This is a genomic window from Bacillus sp. FSL R7-0646 (genome assembly GCF_037969865.1).
In the GTDB taxonomy this organism is placed as follows: domain Bacteria; phylum Bacillota; class Bacilli; order Bacillales; family Bacillaceae; genus Bacillus; species Bacillus licheniformis.
Window position 1 is genome coordinate 1,915,529 of record NZ_CP150217.1, and the last position, 16,922, is coordinate 1,932,450.

Below are 16,922 nucleotides of genomic sequence, written 5' to 3' on the forward strand. Positions count from 1 at the left end.
TTCCGAAAATTTAACGCGTTTTTCACCCAAAGTTACCCGTGGATTTCAATCCATTAGAATTCTCACTTTAAAATATGAGGCATATCATTTCCCAAAGTTATGCACCCATCAGATAAAAGAAAAAATACTTACTGATGTATAATTTGAAATATTAACGCATTACATTTCTTCATCTGAAGTACCGACTCGAATGCAGCAATTAGGAAGAAGTGAAATTTAATGAGAAGTATACTGTTTAGAAAGAGGTATTCGTTAAACAAAAGCACTGCAATGGTTTATTAATTTGTAAAAAGCATAAACTAAAAGACCCGACTGCCGCTGACAGTCGAGTCAAGTATACAAACCAGCTCACAATGGGCTGGCTCATATTAAAATAGACTTTCCCTTAGAAGGATAGATCTTTACTTTAAAGGATGATAGATTGTGATGAAAAACATAAGCAAATATGTTGTCCTGTTTTTTGGGGTAGCCCTATTTTTATACTTTTATGATATGTTTATGCCTAAAAGTGTGCTTTATTTTGTTGTGGGAATACCAGCATTATATATTAGCACAGTCCTTATCATGAAAACTTTAAAGCTACAAAAAATACAAAAGATTAATCCAGAATTAAAATAGACCCCTTATTAAAACAGGGGGTCTAATTCATAAACTGCATTCTTAATTGGCCTTTTAGTTCAAAATAGACGGGAGGGAGCTGTGTGTTCGAAAATCTTCTTGTGCAATATTTGAATTTCTTTATGATTTCAACACCTCGATGATTTTAGATGGGAAAGATAATAACTTCCTCTCAGGGCATATATCCTAATAATTAAGGCAAACGCGTTACACACTAATCAATTCGATCATAGTGACCATGAATAACAACGGCTCCACTGTTATTGATCAACCATATCATCTTTAATTTTCTCAAAACGAGCCTGGTTAAGAATCTTTTTAGCAAATTCTCTATTTTGAACACATTTTCTAACATTAGCTTTTTCAGATTCAATAAAGAGTTTTTGGTATTTATCTTGAATATCTTCGTTAATATTTTTAGATTTATGAATATAAAAAAAGGAAAAATTGAATTTTTAAAATACATGTATAAGAAGTTGGATTGTGATTTTTTTAAACCACAAACCATATGGCTGGGCTGTGATTATTCAAAGATTACGGTTTTATTCTGAACAAAGAGAGATGTAAAAATGGTAAATGTCTTAAATAATATCTTGAAAAATGACAGATTGGATGCATATCCATTATTTAAAAAGTTTTGTTCCCTCAAAGAAAAAGGGTTGCGTAAGAAATCCTTTACAGCATTATCTTCCTTTATTGATGAAGCAAAGAAATGGGATGATATTGCACAACAGAATTTTGCTTGTTGGCTGTTTGCTTTATTTGAAACATCAGATGATATTCACCATGTACTCGTTCATCCATTGGAAAAGGAACTTTTACAGCCTTTGCTTGAGAGATGGATGAAGAGTGATCCTGAAGATTCAAGACCATATAGGTGGTATGGGGTGTTTTTAAATCCTGAAAACCGTGTCGATTATTTAAACAATGCACTTAGACTTGGTGGCGGGAATGAACAACTATCCTTATTAACTCTAATCGATATTAATTTGAACGCCCTTTGGTATTCATTTCATCATATCTCCGAAGATTTGTATCTTGGCGATATTAAAGAAGATACAGCACTTCTTGCTAAGTCCCGGCAATTAAACAACAAAGTAGAATGTGAACAAACAAGGAAAAACAATAACGAAGCACTTAACTATTATCAAGATCTGTTGGATGACTGGGTGATGTTTAAAAAAGAACGATCAAAGGGATTTGTTGAATGGTGTGAAAATAAGGGTAGAACCTATTATTGGGTCAAAGCTTATTATTACGAAAGATAACTATATTATGTTCAGTAACAGAATCATGAAGACAAAAAAGGCGAATTTCAATTCCTTCAAATCAAAAAGACTTTGGTGAAGATCCCGCTGTGAAACAGGGGAGAGCCGAGCAGCGCCTGCAGCACATCTTCAGACAGATTGGCTCCATTCCCCGAAGGACCTCATCAATCACCACTTTCTCCCGATTTGCCATGTCAACCTGTTAAGCATTTACCAAACAGGATGAAAAAATTGGTTTGTCCGCACAGCTTACCTGAATACAATAAAAAATAAAGTATTTCTCGGGAAAGCGCAGGTTTCAACAAGACCTGCCCCGTTCTTGTCAAAAAGCATTGGATTGTGCAGTCATGTGGGCGTCTGTCACGGCATAAGCGCGCCATGAATAGGATATAAAGAGAGAATGGTGAGGTGAGTGTGTTGGAAAGGGCTGTTACTTATAAAAACAACGGACAAATCAATATCATATTGAACGGTCAAAAGCAGGTTTTGGCCAATTCAGAGGCTGAAGCCGAATATCAGGCCGCACTGCAAAAAAATGAAGCCAAACACAGCATTCTGAAAGAAATTGAAAGGGAAATGAACACGCTGGTCGGAATGGAGGAAATGAAGCGCAATATCAAGGAAATCTACGCCTGGATTTTCGTTAATAAAAAGCGCGAAGAACAAGGCCTTAAGGCCGGAAAACAGGCGCTTCACATGATGTTCAAAGGAAATCCGGGAACCGGAAAAACGACCGTCGCCAGGCTGATCGGCAGGCTTTTTTACGAAATGAATGTTCTCTCAAAAGGCCATCTGATCGAGGCGGAGCGCGCCGATCTCGTCGGTGAGTACATCGGCCATACGGCGCAAAAAACGAGGGATTTAATCAAAAAAGCGATGGGCGGAATCCTGTTCATCGATGAAGCCTATTCCCTTGCCAGAGGCGGAGAGAAAGACTTCGGCAAGGAGGCAATCGATACATTGGTCAAACATATGGAGGATAAGCGCAACGAATTCATTTTAATCCTCGCCGGATATTCGCGGGAAATGGATCATTTTCTTTCATTAAACCCGGGCCTTCAGTCAAGGTTTCCGATCAGCATCGATTTTCCCGATTACTCAGTCAGCCAGCTGATGGACATTGCAAAACGGATGATGGCGGAAAGGGAATATCAGTTCAGCCCTGAGGCTGAATGGAAGCTGAAAGACCATCTGATGGCCGTCAAAAGTACGGTCAGCCCCGCGAAGTTCAGCAATGGCCGTTTCGTCCGCAACCTGATCGAAAAATCCATCCGGTCGCAGGCGATGAGACTGCTGATGGGAGACTGCTACTTAAAGAATGACTTGATAACCATCAAAAGCCAGGATCTCGACTTGAAGGAAGACGCGCCGCACGTATAATGGCGCGTTCTTTTTTTATTTTCGAGGATTTCTGGCAACCGCTCCCTTCGTTTGTTATGATAGTACTGCTTATTGACTAACGTTAAGAAAGGAACATGATCACTTGAACGAACAGGAAGTCATGAAAGAGAAAGCCATATTAGTCGGATGCCAGCTTCCGCACGTGTCTGATGAGCGTTTTTCATACTCGATGGAAGAGCTCGCCGCGCTGACGAAAACGGCCGACGGAACGGTTGTTTCCACGGTCACGCAGAAGCGGAACCGTGTGGATGCTGCTACATATATCGGAAAAGGAAAAGTAGATGAATTGGCGGTGCTCTGTGAAGAGCTGTCGCCCGATGTTTTAATTTTTAATGATGAATTGTCGCCGAGTCAGCTGAAAGCGCTTGTCACAACGCTTGACGTGAAAATCATCGACCGGACGCAGTTGATCCTTGATATTTTCGCCAAACGCGCGAGGACAAGGGAAGGAAAGCTGCAAATTGAGCTGGCACAGCTGCAATACGCCCTCCCGCGGTTAAGCGGCCAGGGAATCAACCTGTCAAGGCAAGGCGGAGGAATCGGAACAAGAGGTCCAGGGGAGACAAAGCTTGAAACCGACCGGCGCCATATCAGAAACCGGATTCATGAAATCAATGTTCAGCTGTCTACCGTCATTCGCCACAGAAGCAGATACAGAGAAAGAAGAAAGAAAAACGGTGTACTGCAAATCGCGCTTGTCGGCTACACCAATGCAGGGAAATCGACATGGTTTAACAGGCTTACAGACGCCGACAGCTATGAAGAAAACCTTTTGTTCGCCACACTTGACCCGATGACCCGCAAAATGATGCTCCCGAGCGGATACAGCGTGCTGCTCTCGGATACAGTCGGGTTTATTCAGGATCTGCCGACAACTTTGATCGCGGCTTTCAGATCGACGCTCGAAGAGGTGAAAGAAGCCGATCTGATTCTTCATATGATCGATTCTTCTCACGAAGACTACGAGGGCCATGAGGAGACGGTCAAGCGCCTTCTTGAGGAACTTGAAGCAGACGATATTCCTGTTTTAACCGTCTATAACAAAAGAGACCGGAAGCGGCCTGATTTCATCCCTTCTTCAGGGAGAGGGCATATCATGACGAGCGCCAAAATAGACGGAGACTTGCCGCTGTTTAAGCAGGCGGTTGAAGACTATCTGAAAAAGGAGCTGCTCGTTCCGTATGACGTGAGAATTCCCGCTTCAGAAGGAAGGCTGTTGTCGAGAATCAAGTCTGAGACAATGACGAACAGCACCGTTTTTGACGAAGATCGCGAAGCATATGAAGTGGAAGGATATATTCTCCCTGACCAAAACATTTTGGGAGAGCTGAAGAAGTATATGTAGGAAAGGATACTGCAAAACATGTTTGAGACATTAAAACACGGAGATCTACTAAAGAAAACGGCGGTGGAGGCTGAAACCGACATCGCACAGATCCACAAAACAATTGATGAAATCAGTGAACGAAATGAGTGGAGGGTGCTCGAAAGCTACAGAAAGCACAAAGTATCGGACACGCATTTCACACCATCGACAGGCTACGGCTACGATGACATCGGCCGCGATACGCTGGAAAAAATCTATGCCGACGTCTTCGGCGGTGAAGCGGCCCTTGTCAGACCGCAGATCATCTCGGGAACCCATGCAATATCAATCGCTTTATTCGGCGTTCTCCGCCCGGGGGAAGAACTTCTTTACATCACTGGCAAACCGTACGATACCCTCGAAGAGATCGTCGGCGTCAGGGGCGAGGAAAACTCGGGGTCTTTGAAGGATTTCCAGATCGGATACAGCCATGTCGAGCTGACAGAAGAGGGAGCCGTTGATTTTGACCGGGTGGCAGCTTCCATCACGCCGCAGACAAAGGTCGTCGGAATCCAGCGCTCAAAAGGATACGCAGACCGTCCGTCTTTTACAATTGATGAGATTGAGAAGATGATTCGCTTTGTTAAAGAAATAAACGAAAACATCATCGTTTTCGTCGACAACTGCTACGGCGAATTTGTAGAAGAGCGTGAGCCGTGCCATGTTGGAGCGGATCTCATGGCAGGCTCGCTTATTAAAAACCCGGGAGGCGGCCTCGCCAAAACAGGCGGCTATATCACCGGCAAGGAAAAATGGGTGAAAGCCTGCTCCTACAGAATGACTTCACCGGGAATTGGCAGTGAAGCCGGTGCATCGTTGTACACGCTCCAGGAGATGTATCAGGGCTTTTTCCTTGCGCCGCATGTCGTCTCCCAGGCATTAAAAGGAGCAGTGTTCACAGCCCGATTCCTCGAAAAGCTCGGCTTTAGGACGAATCCTTCATGGGGCAGCAAGCGGACCGATTTGATCCAGTCTGTCGAATTTTCCACCCCGGAGCAGATGATCGCGTTTTGCCAGGCGATTCAGTACGCTTCTCCGATCAATGCCCATGTGACGCCGTATCCGAGCTATATGCCGGGCTATGAAGACGATGTCATTATGGCTGCAGGCACTTTCGTACAGGGAGCAAGCATTGAATTATCAGCGGATGGCCCTATAAGACCGCCTTATGTGGCGTATGTCCAAGGCGGATTAACCTACTCCCATGTGAAAAATGCGATATGCAGTGCTGTGGATGCGCTCATGAAGCAGGGATTAATGTAAAGAAAATAAAGAATATTTTCATGTAAAGAATCCTTACATCGAGTTGACACATTATATAACATCACATATAATAAATTTATATAAGAAAAGGAGGAAATTGAGATGAGTGATAAAATTCGCCGCTCAATGCCCTTATTTCCGATAGGTATCGTCATGCAGCTGACTGAACTGTCCGCAAGGCAAATTCGGTATTATGAGGAAAATGGACTGGTATTTCCTGCAAGAAGCGAAGGGAACAGACGTTTATTTTCATTCCATGATGTAGATAAGCTGCTCGAAATTAAAGATTTGATCGAACAAGGTGTAAACATGGCGGGGATCAAACAAATTTTCGCCAAAACAGAAAACGAACAAAAAGAAGACAAACAAGACAAGCCGAAAAAAGCAGAGAAGCACAACTTGTCGGATGAAGAACTGAGAAAACTGCTGAAAAACGAGCTCATCCAAGCAGGCCGTTTCCAAAGAGGGACGACATTCCGCCAGGGAGACATGTCCAGGTTTTTTCATTAATTTGTTAGCAACTGCATTGCTATATACATTTACCTTTTAGAGGAGGAGTTTTACGAATGGCAAAGTATACAAGAGACGACATTGTTAAACTAGTAAATGAGGAGAATGTAAAATATATTCGCCTTCAGTTTACAGACATTCTTGGAACGATTAAAAACGTTGAAATTCCTGTGAGCCAGCTGGAAAAAGCACTTGATAATAAAGTCATGTTCGACGGCTCTTCAATCGAGGGATTCGTCCGCATTGAAGAATCCGATATGTACTTATACCCTGACTTAGATACATTTGTGATTTTCCCATGGACCGCCGAAAAAGGTAAAGTAGCCCGCTTCATCTGCGATATTTATAATCCGGACGGCACGCCGTTTGAAGGTGATCCGCGCAACAACTTAAAACGCATTTTGAAAGAAATGGAAGACATGGGCTTCTCAGATTTCAATCTTGGACCAGAGCCGGAATTCTTCCTGTTCAAGCTAGACGAAAAAGGCGAGCCTACGCTTGAACTGAACGACAAAGGCGGATATTTCGACCTTGCGCCGACTGATCTTGGCGAAAACTGCCGCCGCGACATCGTACTTGAGCTCGAAGAAATGGGCTTTGAAATCGAAGCGTCTCACCACGAAGTTGCACCTGGACAGCACGAAATCGACTTCAAATACGCCGGAGCCATCCGCGCTTGCGATGACATCCAAACGTTCAAGCTCGTTGTTAAAACAATCGCGCGCAAACACGGCCTGCACGCAACATTCATGCCAAAACCGTTGTTCGGCGTAAACGGATCAGGCATGCACTGCAATCTATCACTCTTCCGAAACGGCGCCAACGCCTTCTTTGACAAAGACGCCGATCTTCAGCTGAGTGAAACGGCAAAGCAATTCATCGCCGGCATCGTCAAGCACGCAACAAGCTTTACAGCTGTGACAAACCCGACTGTCAACTCTTACAAGCGCCTTGTTCCAGGCTATGAAGCACCTTGCTATGTGGCATGGAGCGCGCAAAACAGAAGCCCGTTAATCCGCATCCCGGCTTCCCGCGGCATCAGCACGCGCGTAGAAGTCAGAAGCGTAGACCCTTCTGCGAACCCGTACCTTGCCTTGAGCGTACTTCTTGCAGCAGGACTTGACGGCATCAAAAACAAGCTGGAAGCACCGGCTCCGATCGACCGCAACATCTATGTCATGACAAAAGAAGAGCGCCTCGAAAACGGAATCGTCGACCTTCCTGCGACACTCGCAGACGCTCTCGAAGAATTCAAATCAAACGAAGTCATGGTCAAAGCCCTCGGCGACCATCTATTCGAACACTTCGTCGAAGCAAAAGAAATCGAATGGGATATGTTCCGCACACAAGTCCATCCTTGGGAGCGCGAGCAGTATATGTCTCAGTATTAATCTAGGAATCCCTTGGCACCAGCGGTGTCAGGGGTTTTGAATTTTGGTCAAAAGAATGTAAGGGGTCTTCTTTTTGGTCTTTGACCAAATTATGACCAAAAAAATGTGAAGTTATAATCTAACTCCATAATTGCCTCGTAATCTTTCATTCTATTTTGGTCGCTATTTACTGATATATTTGATGTCAGCACCTGTATTTCAAGAGCAATACCACGTGAAAAGCGTGGTCAGCTTGGAATGCCGCGGCAAAAGTGACCTAATGAACTAAATACTAGGTGGGGTGGACATGTTATATTAGGGTGAACAATAAGCTGAGGGAGGAAATATTTGAATGCTTGAATTGGATAGGAATATAAACAAAGTAAACGGCCTTAAAGAAGAGCACGCAAAGGGAATCCTGAAGATTATTTGCGGAAAACTGGATAATCTAAAACACGCGGGTGATCAATATACAGAGAAAGAATTTGTCGAAGATATTCGATCGATAATTGAGAACTTTCCAGAATTAGATAATAAAGAAGAGAATAATGAATAAAAAATCCTTCTTGCAAGAAGGATTTTTTTTATAACCATACCACACCGACGACATATACGATCGATATAGTTATAAACAATTTTTAAAACGGGAGGTTTTGAAAAAGCGAAATAGTAATAACTAAAGTTGATAAAGAGCCCAAAGATATCAAAGATACAATTTTTCGGTTGTTTTGCTTTTTTGAAGATTTACTTAGTTCATAAATTAATGCACCCCATAAAAGCATGGATGCCAAAATAATAATACTCATATACGCATAATTCTCCTTTTTATGGTTAACATTGTCATCAATTTTACCACATTTAGGATTGAGATGTCGATGAAATAAGCATCTTTATTTCATTTTAACTCTTATAGATTTGATTTCTTCAGGTCTATTTCATTCTTTTACTGAAGAACAAAACCGTTTATTTTCAACGCGGACATTATATTTCCTTCGAAGTTCTCACTATGAACACTGGTATTCACTTACTCTCTAGTATAGAGTTCCTTATTGAAATGTCTTTATTGCTTTTGTTGTCGAAAATGAAATGGAAACCTTTTATAGCCATAACAGAAAGAGACTATGCAACAAAAAAGGCTAACAAAATGAGGTTGCAAGCTGCAGCCTTTTTAGTTTGAAAAAAGTCAGTACAAATGGAAAGAAATCATCCAACTCGCTGCTGTACTTTAAGGTGACAAGTGAATTAAGTGAAAGGAGAGACTGTACGTCAGGTCCAGGAAACGTTGGCTGTTCTGAGAGCAAGGTATTGACGGCTATACGGCCAGAAAGCGGCGGGACCGTCTACTGGTGGTATTTACGGGTCTAAGACAAAAGATTAAAAAAATTAGAAAAGTTAAGTAATACAACAATTTTAACAGAATGAAGTATACGTAGATAAAAATTTTGAAAGAAATCTGTTGAGTTGAATTGGTCTTGAGGAATAAAGAGCTGATTTAAGAGGGAAAGAAACAATACCGCTGAAAAACAACTATTGACATATGTAAGTAAATAGAATAAATTATTGATTGTAAATAAAAAACAACTTATTTTATCATAACACACAAGTTATAAAAAGTCAATGTTTTTTTAAAAAAAGATGCTTTTGAAAGGAAGAGAGGTTTATGAACTTATCTCGTTTTTTGAATTCCATTCAATTATCCCCACAATCAAAACCTATGATGGAGCTACTTGAATTAAATGAAAAAACAAAAGAGCATGGCCTGATCTTAACACCCAGCGATATAAAAATGTTAATCGTTTATAGAAATAAAGTGCTTCATGATCATGGACGTATAGAACTGGGGATTGAAGTACTAAAGGAATTAATTGAGGTGTTTGCTGCTTCACCCTATATGGATGAGGATAATTATGTCGAAACGTTAATCGAGCTTCAGGAGATTTTTTATTATCTCAGAAATGAAACAGAAGATAAGATAGGGGACATGAAACTGATTCATCAGATGATGGAGTGTTTTAACGGGCCTTCTGCCGGGTCTTTAGAGATATTAAGAAGTAAAATGGAGGAACTCGCGGAGAGTTTCAGAAGAGATACGATGAGAAGTGAGTCTTTATATAAAGGTGATGAATAACATGGACAAAGAAAACACTTTAAATCGCTATGATTTGGTTTCAAATTTTACGATTGATAAATCAAAGTTAAAGCAAAGCCAATATATGTTGTCGCTTCTAAAAGAAGGCCAAAGTGTTGGAGTTATTACCAGCGAGAAAGCATACAAGATACAGGTAGAGATTATGCAAATTCTGCAACGATTGATAGGCCAGTATACCAAAGGGGAAAGTATGTCGGTGACAACGGAAACGGCGGAAGGGATTATGGTTTCCCTCATGTATGCAATAGATGCTTATGCTCTCCATTTTGAGAAACCTGAAGAGTTTATAGTACATTTACATTCTGATAGTATAAAAAATATATATACAAAAGGTGTCGCATTACTTCACTGTTATTTTGAAGAAGCTAAACAATTATATCAAGACGTAAAAAAAATAAAATTAGATGTGCCTGTTGATGCTTATACTTTAACCATTGACGAATCGTTACCTGTATTTATGAATCATTATAATGTTATTTTTGAAGCTCAAAATACCATGGCGAGCATTGACTATCCTTTAGCCATTGACAACATGGAACTGCAAGGTGTTTTTTATATTAAACAGTATTTAGAGCGACTGCTGATAGAAACGAGATTCTGTCACTTTTTTAACCATCACGATTTAATGTATGTCTTGGCAAACTTTGGAAGAATATGTCATTTTAATTATCGCATAGAACTTTTTAATATTTTTGAGTTAATGATAAACAATGCTGTTTTTTCACTCCTATCCGGGGGCGAAGCCAATCAAGTCAGAATTTCTGAAGTTCAATATGACAGGTTAAGTCGCTTGTTAAGTGATTGCCATGCTGATAAAAGGGCAAACTTAATTAACAATGCATTTGATCGGTTACAGCGGGATTTAAAGACGGATCAAACAATTTCTGATTATATCAATTTGTATCGCAATGAATTTATTCAAAGGGTAAATAACGCTGCGGAAATTGATGGCTTCAAAATGTTGATCATCAGAGAAATTGAAGAGAGAGAAAAACCAATAGCGTTAATGTTAAATGAAAATGATCGCATGAGTGATATTGAATTGCGGAAATTGGTGGATTGCATCATGGAACGAAAAAACACAGCAGAAAAAATATTGCTGATCCGCGATCATTTTGTTTCACTACATGATTATTTGGATTTGCTAAATTCGGGGTGTCTGTTTGACGACGAATATGACGCACTTTTTGCTACGTTTGGGAATTTTGAATTGGCCATTTTTGCGAAAATTGTATTTTATGAAGAATTAAGAGGGGGAATTCTCAATTTCATTGACATTGTTGCTGACTGCTCTGAAGCAAAGAGCGAGTGGGAAACATATTATATGAAATTTATTAAACAACTAGAAGATGAGCGCATTGCAACTATTGGACACCTGATCAACGATATTGACTATGAGGAGATTTCGTTTTATTAAGTTAAAGACGTTATTATAAGTTCTTTTAAAAAGAAGAGTCTAAAGAAAGACGAAGATAAATAACAGCACTCGATTAAATGCAATCTCATCCCGCTAAGGAAAGTTTTTTCAATACAACTTAAAAGCTTAAAGTAACTCTACTCCAATTTGCTTAGTGAATTTTACTTTTATTCTCTTTTCTTCTCCAATACTTATAACCATGAAATCTTCAACTTTCTTAATGCTAGTTATGTTTTGAAAAACACCTGTAAATACTAAGAAATCTTTATAGGTTATATCCAGGCTACAAGTTAGTTGATAAACATCCAGCGTTAAAATTAACTTGAAGTTTTGATTATCTTTAAAAGTATAAATCAATTCGCCGGCCTCTGGATCATCAGCTATACTGACCGGCTCGCTCTCAAAAAGTTCCAGTAAATCATATTCATTATATTTTATAAACATCCAACTGACTCCTTAAAATTATAGTGATATTAATGAAGTTAAAAAAACGCAGATCTTTAAAGATTTCGATCATTACTGTGCAATAAGAATTTCTGTTTTTCAATCGTTGCAACTTCAAAAGCTATTCCTCTCGGTATTGTTGTGTCACTTGAGGAAAGAATCATGCATGGAAGTGAAAAGAAGGCTGAGTATTTGTTCAATTCTATAAGGAAATAGCAGTATAATCAACACCTCTTTAAAGGGAACAAAATGATGAATACATCTACTACGATGGTCGTCCTGGTGAAATCAGGCTAGAGCCGTCCGGTGCATCCGAAAAAAACTCCGGAAAGAGAGGGACACTTAACAAAGTATGAATAGTGAAATAGACAAATGTATATTTTGTGAAATAGTTAGTCGGAAAATTTCAAGTTTTGAGGTTTATAAAACTGACTATGTGACAGCATTTCTTGATATAAATCCTGTTACAAATGGCCATACATTAATCATACCAAATAAGCATATTGAAAGACTGGATCATATAAACGATCCCCATCTATCTAATGAAATAATGGATTCTTTAATTAAAGTTCCTCAATTATTAATTCAGTCAGGTATTTGTGATGACTACACGATACTCTCAGACAACGGTCACTTTGCTCAGCAAGATATTAAACACCTGCATTTTCATGTCATACCGAGACATATGAATGAAAAGTTTGAATTCAAATTAAACACCGACTTTACTGCAGCTAAGAAGAGTAACTTACTTTCGATATGGAAAAAGATTGTAGGGAGATGATGAGAAAAGATCGTACCAGAACTTTAAAAGTGGAAAGATGAGTTGATCTTTTGTTTTAGTGCGGGTTTTGCTGAATTCATCATTTCGGCCTCAGAAATTCTTCCCTTTGTTGTATAATGGTAACCATGATTATTAATCATGGTTGCAAGGGAGTAAATTATGTTATTAATAGCTTTTGTATTCGCGTATTTTATCAAGCAGCCGATATTAAGTTTTGGGACACTTTTTCTTTTCATCTACGGATTTAGATTTTCTTCTAAAGGCATTAATGCTGAAAAATGCGATTATTATATTAATCAATATAGACTTATATTTTGCTTCGTCATACCTTTCCTTAATTTTTATATGTATTGGTCAACGATAGGAGGTAATGCAGGATTCGGGTTTACGTTTAGCCCGCTTACCCTCATGCAAAAGCTGTCTTTCTTGTCACAAGTTATTTTGATATTCTTACCAGAAATTCGCAAATTTTTATCTCGAAAAAACTTCATTCATATTGATGAAAAGAAGCAAAAATTAGCATCGGTTTTGTATCCAATTGCTTTAATCCTAACAATTTGTATGGCATATTGTTAAGGATCTTAAGCAATGGCCTTTACTCTACATGAAAGTTGCATCCACTATACTTTGAAGGGGGCTATTGATGAATTTCGATCCGGAAAAACTAAGGAAATTTCTTAATTGCGCGTCAAACCCGTCAAGCCCAAAGAATACAAAGATTAAAAATTACTGTGTGAATCAAGAATGCCAGGAGTTTGTAGCCTTTGATATTGATTTTGAAAATGTAGACATCGCTCTGCGTATTGCCGGCATGTTGGGGAAATCCGCCACGAAATTTACGATAAATCATTTTCTTTTCCCTGGTACGAACAAAATAGATTATATTCAATTTATAATTTTTGAAATTAATGATTCAGAACTATTAGCATTTTTAGAGCAACTATAACAGCATTCTTGTTTGAATGCAGTTCTCTGGGTGAAAATAAAGCAGGGATCTCCCCCATAAGCCGCAGCAATCATAATTGTCTTAGATATTTGGTGTTGCGAACAGTCCCTTTGCAAGACAGCTTCGCGGGTTCATCAGGCTCAGCCGATTAGATGGCCAATGGTCTGTGTGAAAGGCCTTGGCAGAACTGCCTTCAAAAAAAAACACCATTATACCAATCAGGAGGGCAAAAAGTGTTTTTTGCAAAGATCATCGATCGTTTAGCCTTATATGATTTGCACAGAAAAAGAAGTAAAGATGAACATTTTTCCGCTTTTTCATTGAATCCGATTGACAGAGACGAATTTTATAAAGCAAAAGCGGCTGATGTCGCCATTATGCTTTATGAATCAAGAAAAAACCATTTGGCCGGACATTTCAGCTATGAATCTTTAATTCCATCCGGGGACCCTGTCAACGATGCTTTAAAAGGCGAGGTTTTTTTAAATAAAAATGATATAGATCAGCCTAATGTTATTTTTGTGCACGGCTGGCGAATGGATTCATACGACAGAATAAAAAAGATATTTCATGATCGTATTATGAACGAATTAGGCTGGAACTTGTATTACTATTCTCTTCCATATCATTTTGAAAGAGAGCCGGAACATTCGCTTTACAGCGGAGAATTGATGATAAGCGCGAATTTGAATCGTACGGTTGATTCGACGAGACAAGCTATCGTCGATTTACGGGCTCTTATTCATTGGATCAAAGCAAATAAAAACGGCCCTGTTATTATAGTGGGCGTCAGTTTAGGCGGGTGGATGACAAATTTACTGGCTACCCTTGAGACTCAAATCGACATAGTGGTATCGATATTTTATGCTAATCGTCTTTCTTATGCGATATGGAATACCATCCCGGGTAAATTCATAAGAGAAGAATTAGAACAGCACGGTGTGACATATGAGGATTTAAAAACATATTGGGAAATCACAGATCCCAGCCAAGCTGCGCCGAAAATTAACAAAGATAACATTTTGCTGATTTCCGCCGTGCATGACCAATATGTTCACTTAGAGGATGCTGATAAGTTGTGGGAAAGCTGGGGGAAACCCGAAAGACATCTCTACAACTGCGGCCATGCCGGAATTGTTCTTTGTCGCAAAAAACTGGCATTAGATACAATTTCTTTCATCCGAAAAAAATTAAAGCAGCTTCATAAGTAATTTCAATTTATTAATAAGCGGGCAATTTCCAGAATGCTAAATCATTATATAGGAGGCTTTTTATGTACTTTGTTTCCGGATTTGTTTCAGTTTTGCTTGGTCTCGTCATGCTATTTACCTTACGGTTGTTATCTGTTGCTATTCCTCATGTTATAACTGATGCAGCTGGCAATGATGAAGCTTCAGCTTATTTTCAATCCTCTGTATTATTTTATCCTGTGCTGCTGCTTATTTTAGGCGTAGTCTTGATTATCGTTCATTTGCGAACAAATGATAAGGAAAAGGATTCATTCAAAGGCGAGTAAAAAATGGCTAATCCGGAATATTGGGCCAAAGTGAGCGGAGTGGTGAGACAGTTTGTTTCGATCTAAACATAATATCCCAAAAGTGAAATTTGATTATAAGTTCACATCTGATGAATCAGATATCCCAATGAAAATGAGAAAAGGCCCTTCAGTAGCAATGAGAGTAGAGGGAGAACTTGAAATCAAAATAAATGAAATTACATATTTTAAAGAAAATATCGCCTTATTGGAATTTTATGTTTCTTTAAATGAGTGGATTAAAAAGAACAAGAAAAAAACAAAGTTACGGAGTATAGATATTACACAATGGAGTATGAAAAGGGCGAACCCATTATTTCATTGATACCATTTGATTATAAGGCTCGACTAACGACCATTTGGGAAACTCAACAATTATATAATGTATTCGACCTTGATTACATCACCGAACAAATGGAAATTTCACGCAAAAAACTTGGACGTGATATTGAACATCATTATAGGATTTCATTGAAAAGCTTTGTTGGTAAGATCCCATTAAGAAAATATTGATTTATCCTAAAGGCTAAAAACACCTTATCTGCGATGTGAAAATGAAATGCATATTCTAAAAGAAGCGGGTATATCAATGGCTATGAACGGAGAATCACAACACCATTGATATGGAAGCATCCAAAAAAGGAGAATAAAACAATGAACTTTTGGCACAAGCGCTTTCAAGATGAGAACTATGTGTATGGAACTGAACCGAATGCGTTTTTGGCAGATTCGCAGAAAAAACTTCAATTGTCGGGCGATGCTTTAGCCATCGCAGAAGGCGAGGGGCGCAATGCGGTTTTTTTAGCAGAACAAGGGATGAACGTCACTTCATGGGATTATGCCGAATCTGGACTGAAAAAGACGCAAAAGCTTGCTGAAACCCGTCATGTATCAGTAAAGACGGAGCTTGTTGATTTAAATGAAGCGTCTTGGAATCAAGATCAGTGGGACGAGATTGTATGTATTTTTGGACATTTTCCAGAAGAGCTGCGCCGAAAAACGCTTCTGGGAGTAAAAAAAGCCGTGAAGCCCGGGGGCTTTTTCGTAACGGAAGTGTATTCGACGCACCAAATCCCTTACAAAAGCGGCGGGCCGCAGGATCCAGAACTTTTATATACACCGGAAGAATTTTTGCAAATCTTTTCAGATTGGCGTACTGTCCACTTTTTTATGGGAGAAGTCGTTCGTCATGAAGGAGATTCGCACAACGGCCTGTCCCACGTCATTCAATTTATTGGGCAAAAGCAATAAATACTGCCTGGGAAATCTGATTTTAAAAAGGCGCCGTTCACGGCGCTTTTTTTTGCGTAACCTTTTCACCCTCATTACTACTAATGTAGTGAAAGCGGGGGAAACGATGAAAAACAATATTAGACTCAAGCGGCTGCTGATGATCAGCGCAATTTTGCTTTTAATCGTCGGGGGATATGTCAGTGCAATGATCTTTGGAAAGAAAGTGGTGTATGAAGGAACGGGAGAAAGCGGTCTGTGGCATGCTTCGATTGAGAAATCGGATAAAACGTCAATCGGGCCTAATTATTTTTTGAATTTATATTGGAATGGCACGGAAGAAGATGCGAAAAGAACGATCGTGAAAACAATCACCTTATACATAGATGGCAAAAAGTATGATGACAGAGGAGAATACGATCTTTCCGAGTATACGGGAGAGGAAATGGATGGCGGAGGCCATATGGAAGATCATATCGCGACTTTTGATTTTATGCCTGAAGAGGATGTTATCGGGCATGCATTATCAGTTAAAGTGGAATGGAAAACCGGAGATGAAGAAAACGCGGAAACAATGAAATTAAACAAGATTCCGTGGTATAAATGAAACGACGATCACTGAATA

At 39.5% G+C, this 16,922-nt stretch carries 17 protein-coding genes; 16 read left to right on the top strand and 1 reads right to left on the bottom strand.

The genetic code is table 11. The annotated features are described in order from the left end of the window. Window positions 1–1,187: 1,187 nt before the first annotated feature. The 9 genes from MKY62_RS09810 (at window position 1,188) to MKY62_RS09850 (ending at window position 11,362) form a co-directional block, all read left to right on the top strand. On the top strand, window positions 1,188–1,886 hold the full coding sequence (locus tag MKY62_RS09810; RefSeq protein WP_003182134.1) for a hypothetical protein: 699 nt from the start codon (window positions 1,188–1,190) through the stop codon (window positions 1,884–1,886). A 414-nt stretch (window positions 1,887–2,300) separates the two neighbouring features. Then, entirely contained in the window at window positions 2,301–3,266 is a 966-nt protein-coding gene (gene spoVK, locus MKY62_RS09815) for a stage V sporulation protein K (protein WP_003182136.1), read from the top strand. Window positions 3,267–3,369: 103 nt separating this feature from the next. After that, window positions 3,370–4,632 (top strand): GTPase HflX, encoded by a 1,263-nt coding sequence (gene hflX / locus MKY62_RS09820; RefSeq protein WP_003182138.1) that lies wholly within the window; start codon window positions 3,370–3,372, stop codon window positions 4,630–4,632. 18 nt (window positions 4,633–4,650) lie between these two features. Continuing rightward, window positions 4,651–5,916, top strand: coding sequence for an aminotransferase class I/II-fold pyridoxal phosphate-dependent enzyme (locus MKY62_RS09825; RefSeq protein WP_003182139.1), 1,266 nt, complete (start codon window positions 4,651–4,653; stop codon window positions 5,914–5,916). Window positions 5,917–6,018: 102 nt separating this feature from the next. Further along, a complete protein-coding gene (locus MKY62_RS09830; RefSeq protein ID WP_003182143.1) occupies window positions 6,019–6,426 on the top strand; it encodes a MerR family transcriptional regulator in 408 nt (135 codons plus the stop codon). Between the two features lie 56 nt (window positions 6,427–6,482). Further along, window positions 6,483–7,817, top strand: a complete 1,335-nt coding sequence (gene glnA / locus MKY62_RS09835; RefSeq protein WP_003182145.1) for a type I glutamate--ammonia ligase — start codon at window positions 6,483–6,485, stop codon at window positions 7,815–7,817. A 331-nt stretch (window positions 7,818–8,148) separates the two neighbouring features. Continuing rightward, window positions 8,149–8,352 carry a hypothetical protein gene (locus MKY62_RS09840; RefSeq protein ID WP_003182148.1) on the top strand — a complete coding sequence of 68 codons (204 nt, stop codon included), beginning with the start codon at window positions 8,149–8,151 and terminating at the stop codon, window positions 8,350–8,352. 1,104 nt (window positions 8,353–9,456) lie between these two features. Beyond that, window positions 9,457–9,924 carry a DUF6323 family protein gene (locus MKY62_RS09845; RefSeq protein WP_003182152.1) on the top strand — a complete coding sequence of 156 codons (468 nt, stop codon included), beginning with the start codon at window positions 9,457–9,459 and terminating at the stop codon, window positions 9,922–9,924. A gap of 1 nt (window position 9,925) precedes the next feature. After that, window positions 9,926–11,362 carry a DUF6179 domain-containing protein gene (locus tag MKY62_RS09850; protein ID WP_003182154.1) on the top strand — a complete coding sequence of 479 codons (1,437 nt, stop codon included), beginning with the start codon at window positions 9,926–9,928 and terminating at the stop codon, window positions 11,360–11,362. A gap of 126 nt (window positions 11,363–11,488) precedes the next feature. Here MKY62_RS09850 and MKY62_RS09855 read toward each other — a convergent pair whose 3' ends face one another. Further along, the gene (locus MKY62_RS09855; RefSeq protein ID WP_003182156.1) at window positions 11,489–11,806 is read right to left on the bottom strand and encodes a hypothetical protein; all 318 of its coding nucleotides are present in this window, start codon (window positions 11,804–11,806) and stop codon (window positions 11,489–11,491) included. 352 nt (window positions 11,807–12,158) lie between these two features. Here MKY62_RS09855 and MKY62_RS09860 point away from each other — a divergent pair, with 352 nt between their 5' ends. The 7 genes from MKY62_RS09860 (at window position 12,159) to MKY62_RS09890 (ending at window position 16,904) form a co-directional block, all read left to right on the top strand. Then, window positions 12,159–12,587 (top strand): HIT domain-containing protein, encoded by a 429-nt coding sequence (locus tag MKY62_RS09860; protein WP_003182158.1) that lies wholly within the window; start codon window positions 12,159–12,161, stop codon window positions 12,585–12,587. Between the two features lie 643 nt (window positions 12,588–13,230). Next, the gene (locus MKY62_RS09865; RefSeq protein ID WP_003182160.1) at window positions 13,231–13,533 is read left to right on the top strand and encodes a hypothetical protein; all 303 of its coding nucleotides are present in this window, start codon (window positions 13,231–13,233) and stop codon (window positions 13,531–13,533) included. A gap of 233 nt (window positions 13,534–13,766) precedes the next feature. Further along, window positions 13,767–14,744: an alpha/beta hydrolase family protein gene (locus MKY62_RS09870; protein ID WP_003182162.1), complete on the top strand. Its 978-nt coding sequence runs from the start codon at window positions 13,767–13,769 to the stop codon at window positions 14,742–14,744. Window positions 14,745–14,806: 62 nt separating this feature from the next. Continuing rightward, the gene (locus MKY62_RS09875; protein WP_003182164.1) at window positions 14,807–15,049 is read left to right on the top strand and encodes a hypothetical protein; all 243 of its coding nucleotides are present in this window, start codon (window positions 14,807–14,809) and stop codon (window positions 15,047–15,049) included. A 52-nt stretch (window positions 15,050–15,101) separates the two neighbouring features. Continuing rightward, window positions 15,102–15,392: a hypothetical protein gene (locus MKY62_RS09880; protein WP_016886570.1), complete on the top strand. Its 291-nt coding sequence runs from the start codon at window positions 15,102–15,104 to the stop codon at window positions 15,390–15,392. A 329-nt stretch (window positions 15,393–15,721) separates the two neighbouring features. Further along, window positions 15,722–16,318, top strand: a complete 597-nt coding sequence (locus tag MKY62_RS09885) for a class I SAM-dependent methyltransferase (protein WP_003182167.1) — start codon at window positions 15,722–15,724, stop codon at window positions 16,316–16,318. A 106-nt stretch (window positions 16,319–16,424) separates the two neighbouring features. After that, window positions 16,425–16,904, top strand: coding sequence for a YdhH/YoaO family protein (locus tag MKY62_RS09890; protein ID WP_003182169.1), 480 nt, complete (start codon window positions 16,425–16,427; stop codon window positions 16,902–16,904). Window positions 16,905–16,922 lie beyond the last annotated feature (18 nt).

Bases quoted from the DNA above. Each gene is read 5' to 3' on its own strand.
- MKY62_RS09810 (WP_003182134.1), top strand. From the start codon at position 1,188: ATGGTAAATGTCTTAAATAATATCTTGAAAAATGACAGATTGGATGCA.
- MKY62_RS09825 (WP_003182139.1), top strand. From the start codon at position 4,651: ATGTTTGAGACATTAAAACACGGAGATCTACTAAAGAAAACGGCGGTG.
- MKY62_RS09830 (WP_003182143.1), top strand. From the start codon at position 6,019: ATGAGTGATAAAATTCGCCGCTCAATGCCCTTATTTCCGATAGGTATC.
- glnA (WP_003182145.1), top strand. From the start codon at position 6,483: ATGGCAAAGTATACAAGAGACGACATTGTTAAACTAGTAAATGAGGAG.
- MKY62_RS09840 (WP_003182148.1), top strand. From the start codon at position 8,149: ATGCTTGAATTGGATAGGAATATAAACAAAGTAAACGGCCTTAAAGAA.
- MKY62_RS09845 (WP_003182152.1), top strand. From the start codon at position 9,457: ATGAACTTATCTCGTTTTTTGAATTCCATTCAATTATCCCCACAATCA.
- MKY62_RS09850 (WP_003182154.1), top strand. From the start codon at position 9,926: ATGGACAAAGAAAACACTTTAAATCGCTATGATTTGGTTTCAAATTTT.
- MKY62_RS09855 (WP_003182156.1), bottom strand. From the start codon at position 11,806: ATGTTTATAAAATATAATGAATATGATTTACTGGAACTTTTTGAGAGC.
- MKY62_RS09860 (WP_003182158.1), top strand. From the start codon at position 12,159: ATGAATAGTGAAATAGACAAATGTATATTTTGTGAAATAGTTAGTCGG.
- MKY62_RS09865 (WP_003182160.1), top strand. From the start codon at position 13,231: ATGAATTTCGATCCGGAAAAACTAAGGAAATTTCTTAATTGCGCGTCA.
- MKY62_RS09875 (WP_003182164.1), top strand. From the start codon at position 14,807: ATGTACTTTGTTTCCGGATTTGTTTCAGTTTTGCTTGGTCTCGTCATG.
- MKY62_RS09885 (WP_003182167.1), top strand. From the start codon at position 15,722: ATGAACTTTTGGCACAAGCGCTTTCAAGATGAGAACTATGTGTATGGA.
- MKY62_RS09890 (WP_003182169.1), top strand. From the start codon at position 16,425: ATGAAAAACAATATTAGACTCAAGCGGCTGCTGATGATCAGCGCAATT.